We start from the raw sequence: 14,206 nt of genomic DNA, 5'->3' as shown, positions 1-14,206 counted from the left end.
CGGATCGCGTGGACGTTGAAAACCGGCCTTGCGGCAGGCAGTCTAGCGCGGCGGGCCTGCCGGAGTCTTAAAGCCGATCGCGCGGAGCTTTCGCCGGGGCGATGCGTTGCCGGCCCGATGACGGAATCGCGCTCGCCCCCCCGCTGCGGCATCGCCCGCCGCCCGTTCCTCGGCCTCGCCCTGTTCGGCGCGCTCACCCCCGGAGCGCGAGCCGCCGACGATCTCTCGGCGGTGCTCGATCCCGCGGCCAAGGCGGAAACGCTGTATGACGAGGGCGCGTGGTGCGAGGGGCCGGTCTGGGCGCCGTCCCTCGGTGGCGTGATCTTCAGCGACGTGCGCCGCAACCGGATGATGCTGATCCGCGAGGGCGGCCGCGCGGAGGTGTTTCGCGAGCCCTCCAACAATTCGAACGGCAACACCGTCGATACCCAAGGCCGGCTCATCACCTGCGAGCACCGCACCTCGCGGGTCGTGCGACGGGAGACCGACGGCGCCATCACCGTGCTGGCCGACCGTTACGATGGCGGGCGGCTCAATGCGCCCAACGACGTCGTGGTGGCCCGCGACGGCGCGATCTGGTTTAGCGATCCCACCTACGGCATCGATCAGGCCGAGGAGGGTGTGCCGCGCCCGTCCGAGCAGAAGGGCCGCTTCGTCTTCCGCCTCGCCCCCGACGGATCGCTCACCGTCGCCACGGATCGATTCGTGCAGCCCAACGGGCTCGCCTTCTCGCCCGACGAGCGCGTTCTCTACATCTGCGAATCGGGCACCCGCGAGGGGGCGACCGCTGAGATCCGCGCCTTCGACGTCGCGGACGGGCAGCTGTCGAACGAGCGCGTCTTCGCCACGGTCCCGAAGGGCGTGCCGGACGGCGTGAAGGTCGATACCGACGGACGGGTCTATGCCGGCACGGGTGACGGCGTGCGGATCTGGTCACCCGACGGCCGCCCGGTCGGACACATCCCGACCGAGAGCCCCTGCGCCAACCTCGCCTTCGGCGGGCCGGACGGACGGCGGCTGTTCCTCTGCGCCGGGAAGCGCGTGCTTGCCATCGAGACCAAGGTGCGTGGCGCCGCGATCGGCTCAGAGGGAAGCCGCCCATGACGATCCGCCTCGCACGCCGCACACTTCTTGCCGGCACCGCGGCCTTGGCCGCCGCACGGACGATGGCGACGCGGCCGGCCCAAGCCGAAGCGGCCACCGCGCCGGTCGGCGCCCTCGAACGCGTCGTCGCCGCGCAGGCGCCGACGACGCCGACCGGGCTGACCCTGTCCGCCGACGGCCGGATGTTCTTGTTCATGCCCCGCTTCGACGAGCAGACGGTGTTTACCGCGGGCGAGGTGTTTCCGGACGGGCAGGTCGTGCCTTATCCCAACGAGGCGGCGAACCGGCCCGATCCGGCGCGCCCGGCCGAGACGCTGTTCCACGTCCCCAACGGCGTATTCGATGCAAAGAACCGCCTCTGGCTGCTCGATGCCGGGCTGATGGCCTCGTCGGGCGAGCCGGTGCCGGAGGCGGCCAAGCTCGTCTGCATCGATCCGGCGACGAACGCGATCCTGCGCACGATCCCGCTGCAATCGGTCGTGACCAAGACCTCCTCGCTCAACGATCTGCGGGTCGATGTAAGGCCGGGGCGCGAGGCGGCCTACATCACCGACCAGGGCCAGACCGGCGCGGGCGCGCTGATTGCGGTCGATCTCGCGAGCGGCCGCGCGGTGCGGCGGCTCGCCGACCATGCCAGCACGCAATCGGTGCCCGGCATCCTCAAGATCGTCGAGGGCCGGGTGCTGCTGAAGCGCGAGGCCGACGGTACGACGAGCCCGATCAAGGGCGGCGCCAACGGCATCGCGCTGAGCCCGGATGGCGCACGGCTGTACTACACGCCGCTCATGAGCCGGCGCCTCTACGCGGTCGAGACGGCCGCCTTGCTCGATTCGGGAAAGGACGACGCAGCGGTCGCGGAAACGGTGACGGATCTCGGCGAGAAGGGCCTGACCGGCGGGCTCGCCGCCGATTCGCGCGACCGGATTTATCTCAGTCTGCAGGAGTTCAACGGCATCGGCCGGCGCGATCCGGACGGGCGGGTCGAGGTCATCGCCACCGATCCGCGCCTGATCTGGCCGGACACGTTCTGGATCACAGCGGACGGCTGGCTCTACCTGTCGTCCGCCCAGGCCAACCGCCGCCCCGAGCATCACGGCGGCATCGACCGGCAGGAGCCGCCCTACGCGATCTTTCGCATGCGGATCGATGCCGGGCCGGCGTGACGTGTCGGGAGAGACAGGCCTCCCATCCACGACCTCACCCTGAGGTGCTGCGAAGCAGCCTCGAAGGGTCCTCCAGATCCCGCGCGCCCTCTGGAAGACCCTTCGAGGCCCGCCGACGCGGGCGCCTCAGGGTGAGGAGGCGCGTGGGATCGTACCGCCTTGATGAGCTGCGCTCTTCCGAGAAAAAATTACTTCCCCGCCAGCGCATCCTTCACCAGCGCGCTCGCGCGGCCGAAATCCATGCGGCCGGTATATTTGCCCTTCAGCGCGCCGATCACCTTGCCCATGTCCTTCGGGCTCTCGGCGCCGGTCTCGGCGATCGCGTCGGCGATGGCCGTGCGCATCTCGGCCTCGTCCAGTTGCTGCGGCAGGAAGGTCTGGATGATCTCGGCCTCGGCGCGCTCGCTCTCGGCGAGTTCGGGCCGGCCGCCCTGCTCGTAGACGCCCGCGGCCTCCTGGCGCTGCTTGATCATCTTCTGGAGGAGCGCGAGGATTTCATCCTCGCCCGTCTCACCCTTGCCCTCGCCGCGCGCGGCGATGTCGCGGTCCTTGAGGGCGGCCTGAATCATGCGCACGGTCGAGAGCTTCTGCTTCTCGCCGGCCTTCATGGCCGCTTTCATTTCGGCGGTGATGCGCTCGCGCAGCATGATGCTATGACTCCCGTCGGGTGTTTCGATGCGGACGTTCGATCCGTCCAGGGCATTGCGCACGGCTGATTCCGCGCCCAGATTGACCCAGGCGCGGCCGGCTCGCTATGAGCCCCGCGAGATATCGCCTTGCCCCGCGGCCCGAATGAGCGGCCGCGCGAGGCGGCGGACATAAGCCGGATCGGACCCATGCTGCAAGACGAACCCGCGACCCTGCGCGCCGATCCCGCGCGCACGAACCCGGAACCCAAGGCGCCCGAGCCCTGGAGCGAGCCGTTGGTGACGGCCCTGCTCGTCCTGGCCGACGGCACCGTGCTCGAAGGCTTCGGCATCGGCCAGACCGGCGCCGCCGACGGCGAGGTCTGCTTCAACACGGCGATGACGGGCTATCAGGAGATCCTGACCGACCCGTCCTATGCCGGGCAGATCGTCACCTTCACCTTTCCGCATATCGGCAATGTCGGCACCAACGACGAGGATCTGGAGAGCCTGGACCAGGCGCCGGCCTCCGGCGTGCGCGGCGCGGTGATCGCCTCGGCGGTCACCAAGCCTTCGAACTGGCGCTCGTCCTCGCATCTCGACGGCTGGCTCAAGGCCCGCGGCATCGTCGGGATCACCGGGATCGACACGCGGGCGCTGACCGCGCTGATCCGCGACCGCGGCATGCCCAACGCCGTCATCGCCAACGACCCGGAAGGAAAATTTGACCGCGAGGCGCTGAAGGCCCGCGCGGCGGCGCTCGCGCCGATGGAGGGTCTCGACCTCGTGCCGCCGGTGACCTCCCGCGAGACCACGGCCTGGACCGAGACCGTCTGGGCGGTGAAGGGCGGCTACGGTTCGCGTGCGCCGGGCCAGGGCCTCAAAGTGGTGGCCATCGATTACGGCGTGAAGCGCAACATCCTGCGCCTGCTGGCGGAAGCCGGCTGCGACGTCACCGTGGTGCCGGCCACGACCACGGCCGAGGACATCATGGCGCTGAAGCCGGACGGCGTGTTCCTCTCCAACGGCCCCGGCGACCCGGCCGCGACCGGCGAATACGCCGTGCCGGTGATCCGCAAGCTGCTCGACGAGCGGGTGCCGACCTTCGGCATCTGCCTCGGCCACCAGCTCATGGGCCTCGCGCTCGGCGCGCGCACGGTGAAGATGGGCCAGGGCCATCACGGCGCGAACCACCCGGTGAAGGACCACACCACCGGCAAGGTCGAGATCGTCTCGATGAACCATGGCTTCGCGGTCGATCCCACGAGCCTGCCCGAGACCGCGGTCGAGACCCACGTCTCTCTGTTCGACGGCTCGAATTGCGGTCTCTCGCTCACCGACCGCCCCGCCTTCTCGGTGCAGCACCACCCGGAAGCCTCTCCGGGCCCGCGTGACAGCCACTATCTGTTCGAGCGTTTCGTGAAGCTGATGCGCGAGAACCGGCCCGAGACGGCCGCCTGAGGCGGAAGAACGACCCATGGGACGGCGGCCCAAACGCCGCCGTCCCCGCGTCACAAAAAACTCCACCTTGCCCCCCATCTCCTGGCCCATGGCCGGATCGCAAAAGAATCAGCGGCCGGATCGTTTGGGGGCTTGCCGCATGACGCTCGACGACGCGCGCGACGACTTCTCGCGCCTGCATCGCCTGTTCACCTTCCACCTCGGCGTGGCAGTCGGGCTGGCTTGGCTGACGACACTCTATGCAGCGGTTTCCGCGCCGTGGGTGCGCAACATCCGCGCGCTGATCGACCCGACCGATCCGATGCGGATCGAGAGCACGCTGTCCTACCTGTTCGTGATGCCGGCCGTCCTGACGCTCGCCTGGGCCTCCGCCTATTTCGGCCGCGAGACCATGCGCCGCTTCCAGACCCTGCCGAACCAGACCCTCGAATTCGCCGCCGCGGCGATGGTGGCCTTCGGCGTGTTCTACCTGTCGATCGACCGCGCCGTCGCCGTCATCGGCGCCGGGTTCTGAGCTCTAGCGACTTCCAAGTGCCGGCGCATTCAGCCGGCACTCATCCCTCCACCCAAAGCCGCACCGCGTCGTCGGCGAGCAGCCGCACCAGCCGCTGCTCCGCCCCCGCATCCGCGGCGATGACGACACCACCGCAGACCGTGTCGCGGCCGGTGAACGCGTAACGCAGCACCGGCGCCGGTCTCAGCCCGCCCGATCCCGTCGCGCAAAATCCCTGCATCGCGTGCGGCCGGTCACTGCGGCCGATGGCGACCTCCAACCCGGCCGCCTGCCCCTTCAGCGGAATCGCGAAGAATTCGAGTCGCCGCCCCTCCTGCTGGGCGAGCGCCCGGCGGGGGCTGGAGAGCGCGACGAGGGTGTCGGGGGGCAGGTGCAGCAGCCCCTCGAACGACAGCGACGGCCCCACCCTCACGAATCGGTCGATCACCGCCATCCCGCTCAGGTCGTCGAGCACAAGGAAGAGGCGCGCATGGGCGTAGTCGGGCCCGTGCACGGTGGTCGACAGCGTTAGGACCTGGGCACCGTCGAGCGTGAGTTGCGCACTCAGCGTTCCCGAACCGGCGACCGGCTCGCACCCATCGGGGATGGCGACGTTGTGGGCGCGGGGCGAGAGCAGGTAGTGGCGCGCGGGACCGACCTCGACACCCTCGGCCCCGCCCCCCTCCACGATCCAGCGCCGCGAGCCCGTGGCGAAGGTGAAGGAGGTGCAGTCGCGATGCCCGTGCGGTGATTGCGCGGCATGGGTGAGGGCGAAATGACCCCAGCCCTGCTCCATCCCATCGTAGCGGAGCGCAAGCATGCCGGCAGTGCGGCCCTCGGGAACGGGCGCCGCGTCGCGCTCCGCGACGAGGTCGTGACCCTGAGAATGTCCCCGCGAGGAGAGCCGGGCGATCCAGGCGGCGTGGTCGAGGCCGGCGGGGGCATCGCCGAAGGGCGGCAGCCGCCCGCCGCGATCGATCAGCCCGGCGAGGCCCGGCAACGCCGCCTCGACGCGGCGGCGGATCGTCGGGCCGGGTTCGGTCTCGCCGAGCGCGTCGGCGATCGCCTGTCCGTGGCTCAGGAGATCGAGGCGCCGCACCGGGGCGGCATCGGTGAATGCACCCGCCTCCGATAACAGCGCATCGAAGCCGTGGGTGAGGCTGTCGCGCGCCAGGGAATCCCAGTACGGGGCGAAGGCGAAGCCGGGCAGCGCCCGTGCGACGGCAAGCAGCGCCGCCGCCGCCTGGATGCCGTGCAGAGCCCGCGCTAGGGTGTTCTGCCCGACGATCTCGGCGAGCGCGAAGCCCTGCCGTGCGGCCTCCGCGGCGATTTCGGCGCGGGTGGGCTCGTCACCGCCTGTAAGCAGGCTCGCCAGCACGTCGCCGCGGGGGGCCAGAGCCGCCGGGTGCAGACTCAGGCCGTCCGCCGGCTGGCTCCACGGATTGGCCCGCGACCACGCGGCGGCGATGGTCCGGGCGCGGGCCGCTCCGTCCGGAAGTGCGGCGAGCGGCAGCAGCCAGGCCAGCGACTGATAGGCGAGGCGCCACGCCACCGAGCGGAACGGATCCTCGCGCCAATCCGGCGCTTGCGGCAACGTCCAATCGGGCAGACCGGCCAGAGCCAGGACGACACTCTCCCCCTCGATCCGTGCACTGCGATCCGGCCCGTTGCGCAAGTCGCGGGCCCGCGCGAGGATCGGCGCGGCACCCGTCTCGGACCCCGCCCGCCACGATGCGGGCACGCCTTCGGGCAGGCCGAGCCGGTCGGCGAGGCGGGCGAGGAAGGCCGGCGCATCGAGGACGTCGTCGTCGCAAAGGCTTTCGAGGCGGAAATCGTCTTCGAGCGCGAGTTCGGGCTGGCCGATCAGCTCGCTCTCCGAGGCGGTCTGCGCATCCTCCCACGCGCCGAAATCGAGCGCGACGGCTGCGGCACCGGGCGGCGGACGCAGGGTCAGGGTGAAGCGGCGGGCTTGCGGCTGAGCCGAGAGGTTGATGACCGCACCGAGGCCCGGCACGGAGACGGCGTTGGCATAGGGCGGCGCGATCTCCACTCCCGCCGCATCACGGTAGACGAGGCGCACCCGCGCGGCGTGCTCGTCGGCCCGCGCGGCGTAGATCTGGCCGCGCAGCACCAGGGCGACGTCCTCGGCCAGCGCGTAGTCGAATCGCAGCCCTTCGCCGGACAGCGGGCGCCGACGCGGCGCCGGCGCCGGATCAGGCGCGCCGAGGCGCAGGACAGGGTCGGCCACGGCGACGTCGCCGGTGTTGCGCCACGAGCGCAGGGTGACGCTGACGCCGCGCGCCTGATCGGGCACGCGGAAGGCGATGCGGAACGGCTCCGCACCGAGAAGCGCCGGCCCCGGAATCCAGGCGACGTGCGGATCGAGCAGGCTGCGGGCCAGCCCCGGCACGTGGTCGAGATCGAGGCTGGAGCCGTCCGCCGTTAGAAAGTCGAAGCCGGCCGCGACGGCATCGACGGCCAGAGCCGCCGCCTCGTCCGCGTCGAAGGCAAGACCGAATCGCAGGCAGGCCCAGGTTCCGGGCGTCAGGTCGGAAAAGCTCAAGCCCACCCGCGCGAAGCGGTTGTTGGGTGCGATGCGGTGCAGCCCCTCGCGCCCGCCCGGCCCGGCGCCCCCGGCATAGCGTGAAGCGGCCGGCAGCAGAGGCGCTGCGCCCTCGCCGTCGGAGACGGCCGCAGCGGCCTGCTCATCGATCTGGTCCATCACCCGCAGGCGCTACCTCGGGGATCGGCCGTGTCAAGGCGCGAGCCAGCCTCGTGCAAGATTGCCTACCTAAACCTCCTCCCTGACGCGGGTTTCACCGTCCGGGTGCGCCCGCGTCCCGCGCTTCTTGAGAAGCCCTTGGGATGGGGGCGTTGCCATGACGACGGGCGTCTACCTGTTCGACCTCGCCTCGCAGCACGCGCGTTTTCTCGCGACGCGGCAGGCCACCATCGCCGGAAACGTCGCGAACGCGAACACCCCCGGCTACAAGGCGCGGGACGTGATGCCCTTCGCCCAGGTTCTGGCACGTACCGGGCTCGACATGGCCTCGACCGCCACGAGCCATCTGGGAACGCAAGGCACCGGCATCCCCGTGCGCGAGGCCAAGCCCACCGAGACCTGGGAAGTGCTCCAATCGTCGAGCGCGGTCAGCCTGGAGCAGGAGATGCTCAAGGCCGGCGACGTCTCCCGCCAGCACAACCTCGATACGGCGGTGGTGAAGTCGTTCCATCGCATGCTGATGGCCGCGGTGAAGGGCGGCGCATGATCGATCCCCTGCTCTCCGCCTCGCGGCTCGCGAGCGCCGGCCTCGAAGCGCAATCGCTGCGCATGCGGGTCGTCTCCGAGAACCTCGCCAACGCGCAATCGACCGGCGCGACCCCGGGCGCCGATCCCTATGCCCGCAAGACGGTGACGTTCCGGGCCGAGCTCGACCGGGCGGCGGGCGTCGCCTCGGTGCGCCTGCGCGAGATCGGCACCGACAACGCCCCGTTCCGCACCGAGCACGACCCCGCCAACGCGGCCGCCGACGCGAACGGCAACGTCAAGCTGCCCAACGTGAACATGCTCGTCGAGATGGCCGACATGCGCGAGGCCAACCGCTCCTACGAGGCGAACCTCCAGGTCATCAAACAGGCCCGGGCCATGGTCGCCAGCGTCATCGATCTCCTGAAGTCCTGAAGAGCCGCCCGCGATGATCGAAGCCCTCAACTCGCTCGCCGCCTTCGACAAGGTCGCCGGCACCTCCTTCGCCGGGGCCGCGCCGACCCAGAAGGCCCTATTCAGCCCAGCCGCCCTCTCGGGCATCGCCGGGACCGCCCCGACCGCGCCCACCGATTTCGGTGAGGTGATGGCCCAGGTCGCATCCAGTGCCCGCGACGCGCTGCGCACCGGCGAGGCCACGGCGATCTCCGGCATCCAGGGCAAGGCCACCGCGCAGCAGGTGGTCGAGGCGGTGATGTCCGCCGAGCAGAGCCTCCAGACCGTGGTGGCGATCCGCGACAAGGTGGTCGCCGCCTACCTCGAACTCAGCCGCATGCCGATCTGATCGGCCGCGCCGCTTCCGTTTCAACGCGCGCTCTGACGCCGAACCGGCATCCCGTTCGGCGGTAAGAGCGCTAGCCCGAAGGATTCCTCGCCATGCGCGCGCTCGCTATCGCCGCCACGGGCATGTCCGCCCAGCAGCTCAACCTCGAAGTCATCGCCAACAATATCGCCAACCTGAACACCACCGGGTTCAAGGGCGCGCGGGCCGAGTTCACCGATCTGCTCTATCAGGCCGAGCGGCAGCAGGGCGTGCCGAACCAGGCGGGCCAGGAGGCGGTGCCGGAGGGCGCAATGCTCGGCCTCGGCGTCCGCGCCGCCGCGATCCGCAACCTGCACCGGCAGGGCTCGCTGGCCAACACCGGCAACCAGCTCGATCTGGCGGTGAACGGGCGCGGCTACTTCCAGATCACCAGCCCTGCGGGCGAGATCCAGTACACCCGCGCCGGCTCGTTCAACAAGAACAACGCCGGCCAGCTCGTAACCATGGAAGGTTACGCGGTCGATCCTGCGATCCTGATCCCTCAGAACACCACCCAGGTGACGATCAACGAGTCCGGTCAGGTCTTCGCCAAGATCGACGGGCAGGTCGCGTTGCAGAATGTCGGCCAGTTGACGCTCGCCAACTTCGCCAACGATTCCGGCCTCGAACCGCTCGGCAACGGCCTCTACCGCGAGACCCCGGCCTCCGGCGCGCCCGTGGTCGGCAATCCCGGCGACGTCAGCTACGGCAAGCTGCAGCAGGGCTATCTCGAAGGCTCGAACGTCGATCCGGTGAAGGAGATCACCAGCCTCATCACGGCCCAGCGCGCTTTCGAGATGAACTCGAAGGTGATCCAGGCCGCCGACGAGATGGCCGGAACGGTCTCCAAGGGCATCCGCTGACGCGCGCGGCCTCCACGCCCGCATCCATTTACGCGTCCTCCCCTCCTCCTTCGGCGCGAGCCCCCATGCCCCGCAAGACCTTCGTCCGCGGCCTCGTGCTCGCCGCCCTCGCGGCCGGCTCGGCGCAGCCCATCGCCCCGGCGCAGGCCGTCGAGGGCATGGCGAATGCCGAACTCATGCTGCCGGTGCCGACCGTCACGATCTATCCCGGCGACACGATCAAGGAATCGATGCTGCGGATGCAGGCCTATCCCGCGACCTACCGGGCGCGCACGGCGGTCATCGATGCCTCCGCCGCCATCGCCGGCCGGGTCGCCCGGCGGATGCTGCTGCCGGGTGAGCCGGTACCGGTCAACGCCGTGGACGATCCCCGCCTCGTGAGCCGCGGCGCGCCGACGCAGATGATCTTCGAGGAGAACGGCCTCGTCATCACCGCGGTCGGAGCGCCACTCCAGAACGGCGGCCTCGGCGAGACGATCCGCGTGCGCAACACCGACACCAACCGCATCATCCTCGGCACGGTGATGGCCGACGGCCGCATCCGGATCGGCGCGCAATGATCCGTCGCCTGCTCCTCGCGGTGCTGCTCGGCCTGCTCACCGGCCTGGGCTTTGCCGTCATGACCGGCCCGGTCTTCGCCGCCGGCACCCGCATCAAGGACATCGCGACGCTCAAGGGCGTGCGCGACAACCAACTCTTCGGCTACGGCCTCGTCACCGGCCTTCAGGGCACCGGCGACACCCTGCGCAACGCGCAGTTCACCGAGCAGTCGCTGCAATCGCTGCTCGACCGGCTCGGCATCAACGTGCGCGACGCCCGCCTGCGCACCCGCAACATCGCCGCCGTGATGGTGACCGCCGACCTGCCGCCCTATACCGGCACCGGCTCGCGCATCGACGTCACCGTGACCTCCATGGGCGACGCCACGTCGCTGCGCGGCGGCACCCTGCTGATGACCTCGCTCACCGGCGGCGACGGCCTCGTCTACGCGGCGGCGCAGGGGCCGCTCGCGGTGTCCGGCTTCTCGGTGCAGGGCCAGGCCGAGCAGTTGACGCAAGGCGTGCCGACGGCGGGCCGCATCCCGAACGGCGCGATGATCGAGCGCGAGGTGCCCGGCACCTTCCGCGATCTGCCCGAACTGGTGTTCGAGCTGAAGAACCCCGACTTCAAGACCGCGACCCAGATCTCCGACGCGATCAATGCGTGGTCGCTCGGCGCCTTCGGCCGCCGTATCGCCAGCGCGCGGGACCAGCGCGCCGTGGTGGTGATGCGCGGGCGCCAGATGGCCCAGACCCGGCTCGTGGCACAGATCGGCGATCTGACGATCCAGCCCGACACGCCGGCCCGCGTCGTCGTGGACCAGCGCACCGGCACCGTCGTGATCGGGCGCAACGTGACGATCTCCACGGTCGCGGTCACCCACGGCAATCTTACGGTGCGGGTTACCGAGGCACCGGAGGTGTCGCAGCCGGAGCCCTTCTCAAACGGGCAGACCGTCGTGGTGCCGCGCACGGAAGTGTCGGCGCGGGAGGAGCGCGGCAAGCTCGCCATCCTCGGCGGCTCCGACCTTCAGACGCTGGTGCGCGGGCTCAATCAGGTCGGGCTCAAGCCCACCGACATCATCGCGATCCTGCAGGCGGTGAAGACCGCCGGCGCCCTCCAGGCGGAGCTTGTGGTGCAGTGATGAACGTGACGCTGCGCATCGCCCTGTGCTGGCTCGCGCTCGGCGGGACCGCGCTCGCGGCCGGCGGCGACCATGCCGACCCGGCCAAGGACGCCGCGATGCGGGCGCTCGCCACCCGCGACGCGCCGAAGGAGGTCTCGGCGCAAGAATTCGTCGCCAAGGAGCCGGCCAAGACCGGCTACTGCGCCAACATCGCGGATGCCGCCGCCGATGCCCGCTTCGCGTGGCAGAAGGAGCAGCTCGCGGTGATGGAGCGGCAGGTCGAGGAGCGCATCAAGCTCCTCGAAGAGAAGCGGGCCGAGTACGAGGCGTGGCTCAAGCGCCGCAACGAATTCCTGGCCAAGGCCGATGAGAGCGTGGTCGCGGTCTACGCCAAGATGCGGCCCGACGCGGCGGCGCTCCAGCTCGCCAACATGCCCGACGAGGCGGCCGCCGCCCTGCTGACCAAGCTCAACGCCCGCACCGCGAGCGCCATCCTCTCCGAGATGGAGGCGGCCCGGGCCGCCGGTCTCGCCCGTGCGATGTCGGAGTCGGGCCGCAAGGACGCGACCGCTCCGGCCGTCAAGAAGAACCAGAGGTCGTGATGCGCCCCTCCTCCGCCGCCGTGGCCGTGCTGGCCCTCTCGCTCGGCGCCTGCCAGAGCGATCTCGACCGCCTCGGCCGTCCGCCGCTGCTGACGCCGATCGGCACCGGGCTGAACGCGCCCCGCGAGCCGCTGCCGACCTCCTTCGGCGCGCTCGGCCCGCGCCACAGCTACCACTCGACCTGGAGCCCGGCGAGCGCCGCGCTCTACCAAGATCCGCGCGCCCGCGACGTCGGCGACGTCATCACGGTCAGCATCGCCATCAACGACAAGGCGCAGTTCGACAACGCGAGCGAGCGCGGCCGCAGCCAGAAGAGCAGCCTCGGCTTCGATTTCGGCTACGGCATCTCGGGGCTCAAGGACACGGCCACCGCCGATACCGGCATCCGCTCCGGCACCGAGACCAAGGGGCAGGGCTCGATCGACCGCAAGGAATCACTCAGCCTCTCGGTCGCGGCGGTGGTCACCGAGGTGCTGCCCAACGGCAACGTGCTGATCTCGGGCTCGCAGGAAGTGCGGGTCAACAACGAGGTCCGCGTGCTCGAAGTCGCCGGCATCGTCCGCCCGCGGGACATCTCGCGCAAGAACACCATCGATTACGACAAGATCGCCGAGGCGCGCATCTCCTACGGCGGGCGCGGCCGCATCACCGACGTGCAGGGCCCAAGCCTGGGTCAGCGGGTCTTCGAGACCGTCGCGCCGTTCTGACGCCGCGCCCCGAGCGCGCTTGCGCTGAAGCGGCGAACCGCTCGCACCGCGAAGCGATGTGAGCGAACCCAGGAGAATCGAGATGGCGGACGCCAAGGACTCCAAGAAGAGCGGCAAGGGCTGGATCGGGGCGCTCGCCCTCGTCACGCTGATCGCCGTCGGCACCGGGGGCGGGCTCGGCGTCTACCTGCTCGGCACCGTCGAGAAGTCGGTCGACCTCAAGCAGCGCGAGGAGGCCGGCAAGGCGGTGAAGGTGCTCAACTACACCGGCGACCTGTCCCTGCGCAGCGTCGGCTCGGTGGTGGCGAACCTCGCCGAGCCGACCGATTCCTGGGTGCGGATCGAATCCTCCGTCGTGTTCAATACGGGCGCGCTGCCCAACCCCGACGTGACGCTCGCCGAGATCCGTGCCGACGCGCTGGCCTACCTGCGAACGCTCTCCATGGCGCAGATCGAGGGCGCGAACGGCCTCCAGCACCTGCGCGAAGACCTCAACGAGCGCGTCGCGACCCGCACCAAGGGGGCGGTGCGCGAACTCATCGTCGAATCGCTGGTGGTCCAGTGAAGAGAGCGCGCGCGATCCTCGTCACCGCCGGCCTTGCCGTGGCGGCCGGCCTCACCGCCTCCGCCGCTCTGGCGCAGGGTGCCGCGCCCGGCGGCGTCACCGGCGTGCCCGGTCTCGACGCGCTGCTGCCGCCCGGCAACGGGGCGGCCTCCGGGCGCATCATCCAGCTCGTCGCGCTGCTCACCGTGCTGTCGCTGGCGCCGGGCCTGCTCGTGATGGTGACGAGCTTCACGCGCTTTGCCGTCGCGTTCTCGTTCCTGCGCTCGGGGCTGGGCCTTCAGAGCACGCCAGCCAACCTGTTCCTCGTCTCGCTCGCCCTGTTCATGACCTTCTACGTCATGGCGCCGACCTTCGACCGCGCCTGGAACGAGGGCGTGAAACCGCTGCAGGAGAACCGCATCAGCGAAGAGGAAGCCTTCGGCAAGATCGTCGATCCGTTCCGCGAGTTCATGACCCAGCACGTGCGCCCGAAGGACCTTCAGACCTTCACGGACCTGGCGAGCCGCACCTTCCCCAAGGCCGAGGCCGGCGAGAAGATCGACCTGCGCATCCTGATCCCAGCCTTCATGATCTCCGAGCTGCGCCGGGGCTTCGAAATCGGCTTCCTGATCGTGCTGCCCTTCCTCGTCATCGACATCATCGTCTCCACCATCGTGATGTCGATGGGCATGATGATGCTGCCGCCGACGGTGATCTCGCTGCCGTTCAAGGTGCTGTTCTTTATCCTGATCGACGGCTGGAATCTGCTGGTCAGCGGCTTGGTGCGATCGTTCTTCTGATCCTCGTTTTTCGAATATCCCACCCCTGACCCTCATCCTGAGGAGTCCGCATCGTCGGGCCTCCAAGGACCTTCCAGAGCTGGCGCGATGCCTGGAACACCCTTCGAGGC

General features: G+C 70.0%; 16 protein-coding genes. 14 read left to right on the top strand and 2 right to left on the bottom strand.

Features of this window, described 5'->3' with window-relative positions:
* The first annotated feature begins 117 nt into the window (after positions 1–117).
* Positions 118–1,104 (top strand): SMP-30/gluconolactonase/LRE family protein, encoded by a 987-nt coding sequence (locus M2437_RS05240; RefSeq protein ID WP_253389575.1) that lies wholly within the window; start codon positions 118–120, stop codon positions 1,102–1,104.
* Positions 1,101–2,267 (top strand): L-dopachrome tautomerase-related protein, encoded by a 1,167-nt coding sequence (locus M2437_RS05235; RefSeq protein WP_253389574.1) that lies wholly within the window; start codon positions 1,101–1,103, stop codon positions 2,265–2,267. Before M2437_RS05240 ends, M2437_RS05235 begins: the two co-directional genes overlap by 4 nt.
* A gap of 188 nt (positions 2,268–2,455) precedes the next feature.
* On the opposite strand, the gene M2437_RS05230 is transcribed toward M2437_RS05235, so the two are convergent.
* Complete coding sequence (locus M2437_RS05230; RefSeq protein WP_003602030.1) at positions 2,456–2,914, bottom strand: GatB/YqeY domain-containing protein; 459 nt, start codon at positions 2,912–2,914, stop codon at positions 2,456–2,458.
* 189 nt (positions 2,915–3,103) lie between these two features.
* Here M2437_RS05230 and carA point away from each other — a divergent pair, with 189 nt between their 5' ends.
* Both carA and M2437_RS05220 read left to right on the top strand, forming a co-directional pair.
* Positions 3,104–4,354, top strand: a complete 1,251-nt coding sequence (gene carA / locus M2437_RS05225) for a glutamine-hydrolyzing carbamoyl-phosphate synthase small subunit (RefSeq protein ID WP_253389573.1) — start codon at positions 3,104–3,106, stop codon at positions 4,352–4,354.
* A gap of 139 nt (positions 4,355–4,493) precedes the next feature.
* Complete coding sequence (locus M2437_RS05220; RefSeq protein WP_003602026.1) at positions 4,494–4,868, top strand: hypothetical protein; 375 nt, start codon at positions 4,494–4,496, stop codon at positions 4,866–4,868.
* A gap of 40 nt (positions 4,869–4,908) precedes the next feature.
* Here the strand turns inward: M2437_RS05220 and M2437_RS05215 are convergent, their stop codons facing one another.
* Positions 4,909–7,569 (bottom strand): heparinase II/III domain-containing protein, encoded by a 2,661-nt coding sequence (locus tag M2437_RS05215; RefSeq protein WP_253389572.1) that lies wholly within the window; start codon positions 7,567–7,569, stop codon positions 4,909–4,911.
* 157 nt (positions 7,570–7,726) lie between these two features.
* Here M2437_RS05215 and flgB point away from each other — a divergent pair, with 157 nt between their 5' ends.
* The 10 genes from flgB (at position 7,727) to fliP (ending at position 14,096) form a co-directional block, all read left to right on the top strand.
* Positions 7,727–8,116: a flagellar basal body rod protein FlgB gene (gene flgB, locus M2437_RS05210; RefSeq protein WP_012252379.1), complete on the top strand. Its 390-nt coding sequence runs from the start codon at positions 7,727–7,729 to the stop codon at positions 8,114–8,116.
* Entirely contained in the window at positions 8,116–8,529 is a 414-nt protein-coding gene (gene flgC, locus M2437_RS05205; protein ID WP_173390174.1) for a flagellar basal body rod protein FlgC, read from the top strand. Before flgB ends, flgC begins: the two co-directional genes overlap by 1 nt.
* A gap of 13 nt (positions 8,530–8,542) precedes the next feature.
* The gene (fliE, locus tag M2437_RS05200; protein WP_253389571.1) at positions 8,543–8,896 is read left to right on the top strand and encodes a flagellar hook-basal body complex protein FliE; all 354 of its coding nucleotides are present in this window, start codon (positions 8,543–8,545) and stop codon (positions 8,894–8,896) included.
* 92 nt (positions 8,897–8,988) lie between these two features.
* Positions 8,989–9,777 carry a flagellar basal-body rod protein FlgG gene (flgG, locus tag M2437_RS05195; RefSeq protein ID WP_003602015.1) on the top strand — a complete coding sequence of 263 codons (789 nt, stop codon included), beginning with the start codon at positions 8,989–8,991 and terminating at the stop codon, positions 9,775–9,777.
* 65 nt (positions 9,778–9,842) lie between these two features.
* Positions 9,843–10,337: a flagellar basal body P-ring formation chaperone FlgA gene (flgA, locus tag M2437_RS05190; protein WP_003602013.1), complete on the top strand. Its 495-nt coding sequence runs from the start codon at positions 9,843–9,845 to the stop codon at positions 10,335–10,337.
* Positions 10,334–11,461, top strand: coding sequence for a flagellar basal body P-ring protein FlgI (gene flgI, locus M2437_RS05185; protein ID WP_012605695.1), 1,128 nt, complete (start codon positions 10,334–10,336; stop codon positions 11,459–11,461). The genes flgA and flgI overlap by 4 nt, the downstream gene beginning before the upstream one ends.
* Positions 11,461–12,045, top strand: a complete 585-nt coding sequence (locus tag M2437_RS05180; RefSeq protein WP_253389570.1) for a MotE family protein — start codon at positions 11,461–11,463, stop codon at positions 12,043–12,045. The genes flgI and M2437_RS05180 overlap by 1 nt, the downstream gene beginning before the upstream one ends.
* Entirely contained in the window at positions 12,045–12,752 is a 708-nt protein-coding gene (gene flgH / locus M2437_RS05175; RefSeq protein WP_003602007.1) for a flagellar basal body L-ring protein FlgH, read from the top strand. Before M2437_RS05180 ends, flgH begins: the two co-directional genes overlap by 1 nt.
* An 82-nt stretch (positions 12,753–12,834) precedes the next feature.
* Positions 12,835–13,317: a flagellar basal body-associated FliL family protein gene (locus M2437_RS05170; protein WP_003602005.1), complete on the top strand. Its 483-nt coding sequence runs from the start codon at positions 12,835–12,837 to the stop codon at positions 13,315–13,317.
* Positions 13,314–14,096 (top strand): flagellar type III secretion system pore protein FliP, encoded by a 783-nt coding sequence (gene fliP, locus M2437_RS05165; RefSeq protein WP_056112356.1) that lies wholly within the window; start codon positions 13,314–13,316, stop codon positions 14,094–14,096. The genes M2437_RS05170 and fliP overlap by 4 nt, the downstream gene beginning before the upstream one ends.
* Positions 14,097–14,206 lie beyond the last annotated feature (110 nt).

The sequence above is a fragment of the Methylorubrum pseudosasae genome (genome assembly GCF_029504475.1).
Lineage (GTDB): Bacteria > Pseudomonadota > Alphaproteobacteria > Rhizobiales > Beijerinckiaceae > Methylobacterium > Methylobacterium extorquens.
This window is presented reverse-complemented; position numbering and strand designations above follow the sequence as displayed.

What these genes read in the sequence shown, in the direction of transcription:
- M2437_RS05240 (WP_253389575.1), top strand. Translation starts at nt 118, where the DNA reads ATGACGGAATCGCGCTCGCCCCCCCGCTGCGGCATCGCCCGCCGCCCG.
- M2437_RS05235 (WP_253389574.1), top strand. Translation starts at nt 1,101, where the DNA reads ATGACGATCCGCCTCGCACGCCGCACACTTCTTGCCGGCACCGCGGCC.
- M2437_RS05230 (WP_003602030.1), bottom strand. Translation starts at nt 2,914, where the DNA reads ATGCTGCGCGAGCGCATCACCGCCGAAATGAAAGCGGCCATGAAGGCC.
- carA (WP_253389573.1), top strand. Translation starts at nt 3,104, where the DNA reads ATGCTGCAAGACGAACCCGCGACCCTGCGCGCCGATCCCGCGCGCACG.
- M2437_RS05220 (WP_003602026.1), top strand. Translation starts at nt 4,494, where the DNA reads ATGACGCTCGACGACGCGCGCGACGACTTCTCGCGCCTGCATCGCCTG.
- M2437_RS05215 (WP_253389572.1), bottom strand. Translation starts at nt 7,569, where the DNA reads ATGGACCAGATCGATGAGCAGGCCGCTGCGGCCGTCTCCGACGGCGAG.
- flgB (WP_012252379.1), top strand. Translation starts at nt 7,727, where the DNA reads ATGACGACGGGCGTCTACCTGTTCGACCTCGCCTCGCAGCACGCGCGT.
- fliE (WP_253389571.1), top strand. Translation starts at nt 8,543, where the DNA reads ATGATCGAAGCCCTCAACTCGCTCGCCGCCTTCGACAAGGTCGCCGGC.
- flgG (WP_003602015.1), top strand. Translation starts at nt 8,989, where the DNA reads ATGCGCGCGCTCGCTATCGCCGCCACGGGCATGTCCGCCCAGCAGCTC.
- flgA (WP_003602013.1), top strand. Translation starts at nt 9,843, where the DNA reads ATGCCCCGCAAGACCTTCGTCCGCGGCCTCGTGCTCGCCGCCCTCGCG.
- flgI (WP_012605695.1), top strand. Translation starts at nt 10,334, where the DNA reads ATGATCCGTCGCCTGCTCCTCGCGGTGCTGCTCGGCCTGCTCACCGGC.
- M2437_RS05180 (WP_253389570.1), top strand. Translation starts at nt 11,461, where the DNA reads ATGAACGTGACGCTGCGCATCGCCCTGTGCTGGCTCGCGCTCGGCGGG.
- flgH (WP_003602007.1), top strand. Translation starts at nt 12,045, where the DNA reads ATGCGCCCCTCCTCCGCCGCCGTGGCCGTGCTGGCCCTCTCGCTCGGC.
- M2437_RS05170 (WP_003602005.1), top strand. Translation starts at nt 12,835, where the DNA reads ATGGCGGACGCCAAGGACTCCAAGAAGAGCGGCAAGGGCTGGATCGGG.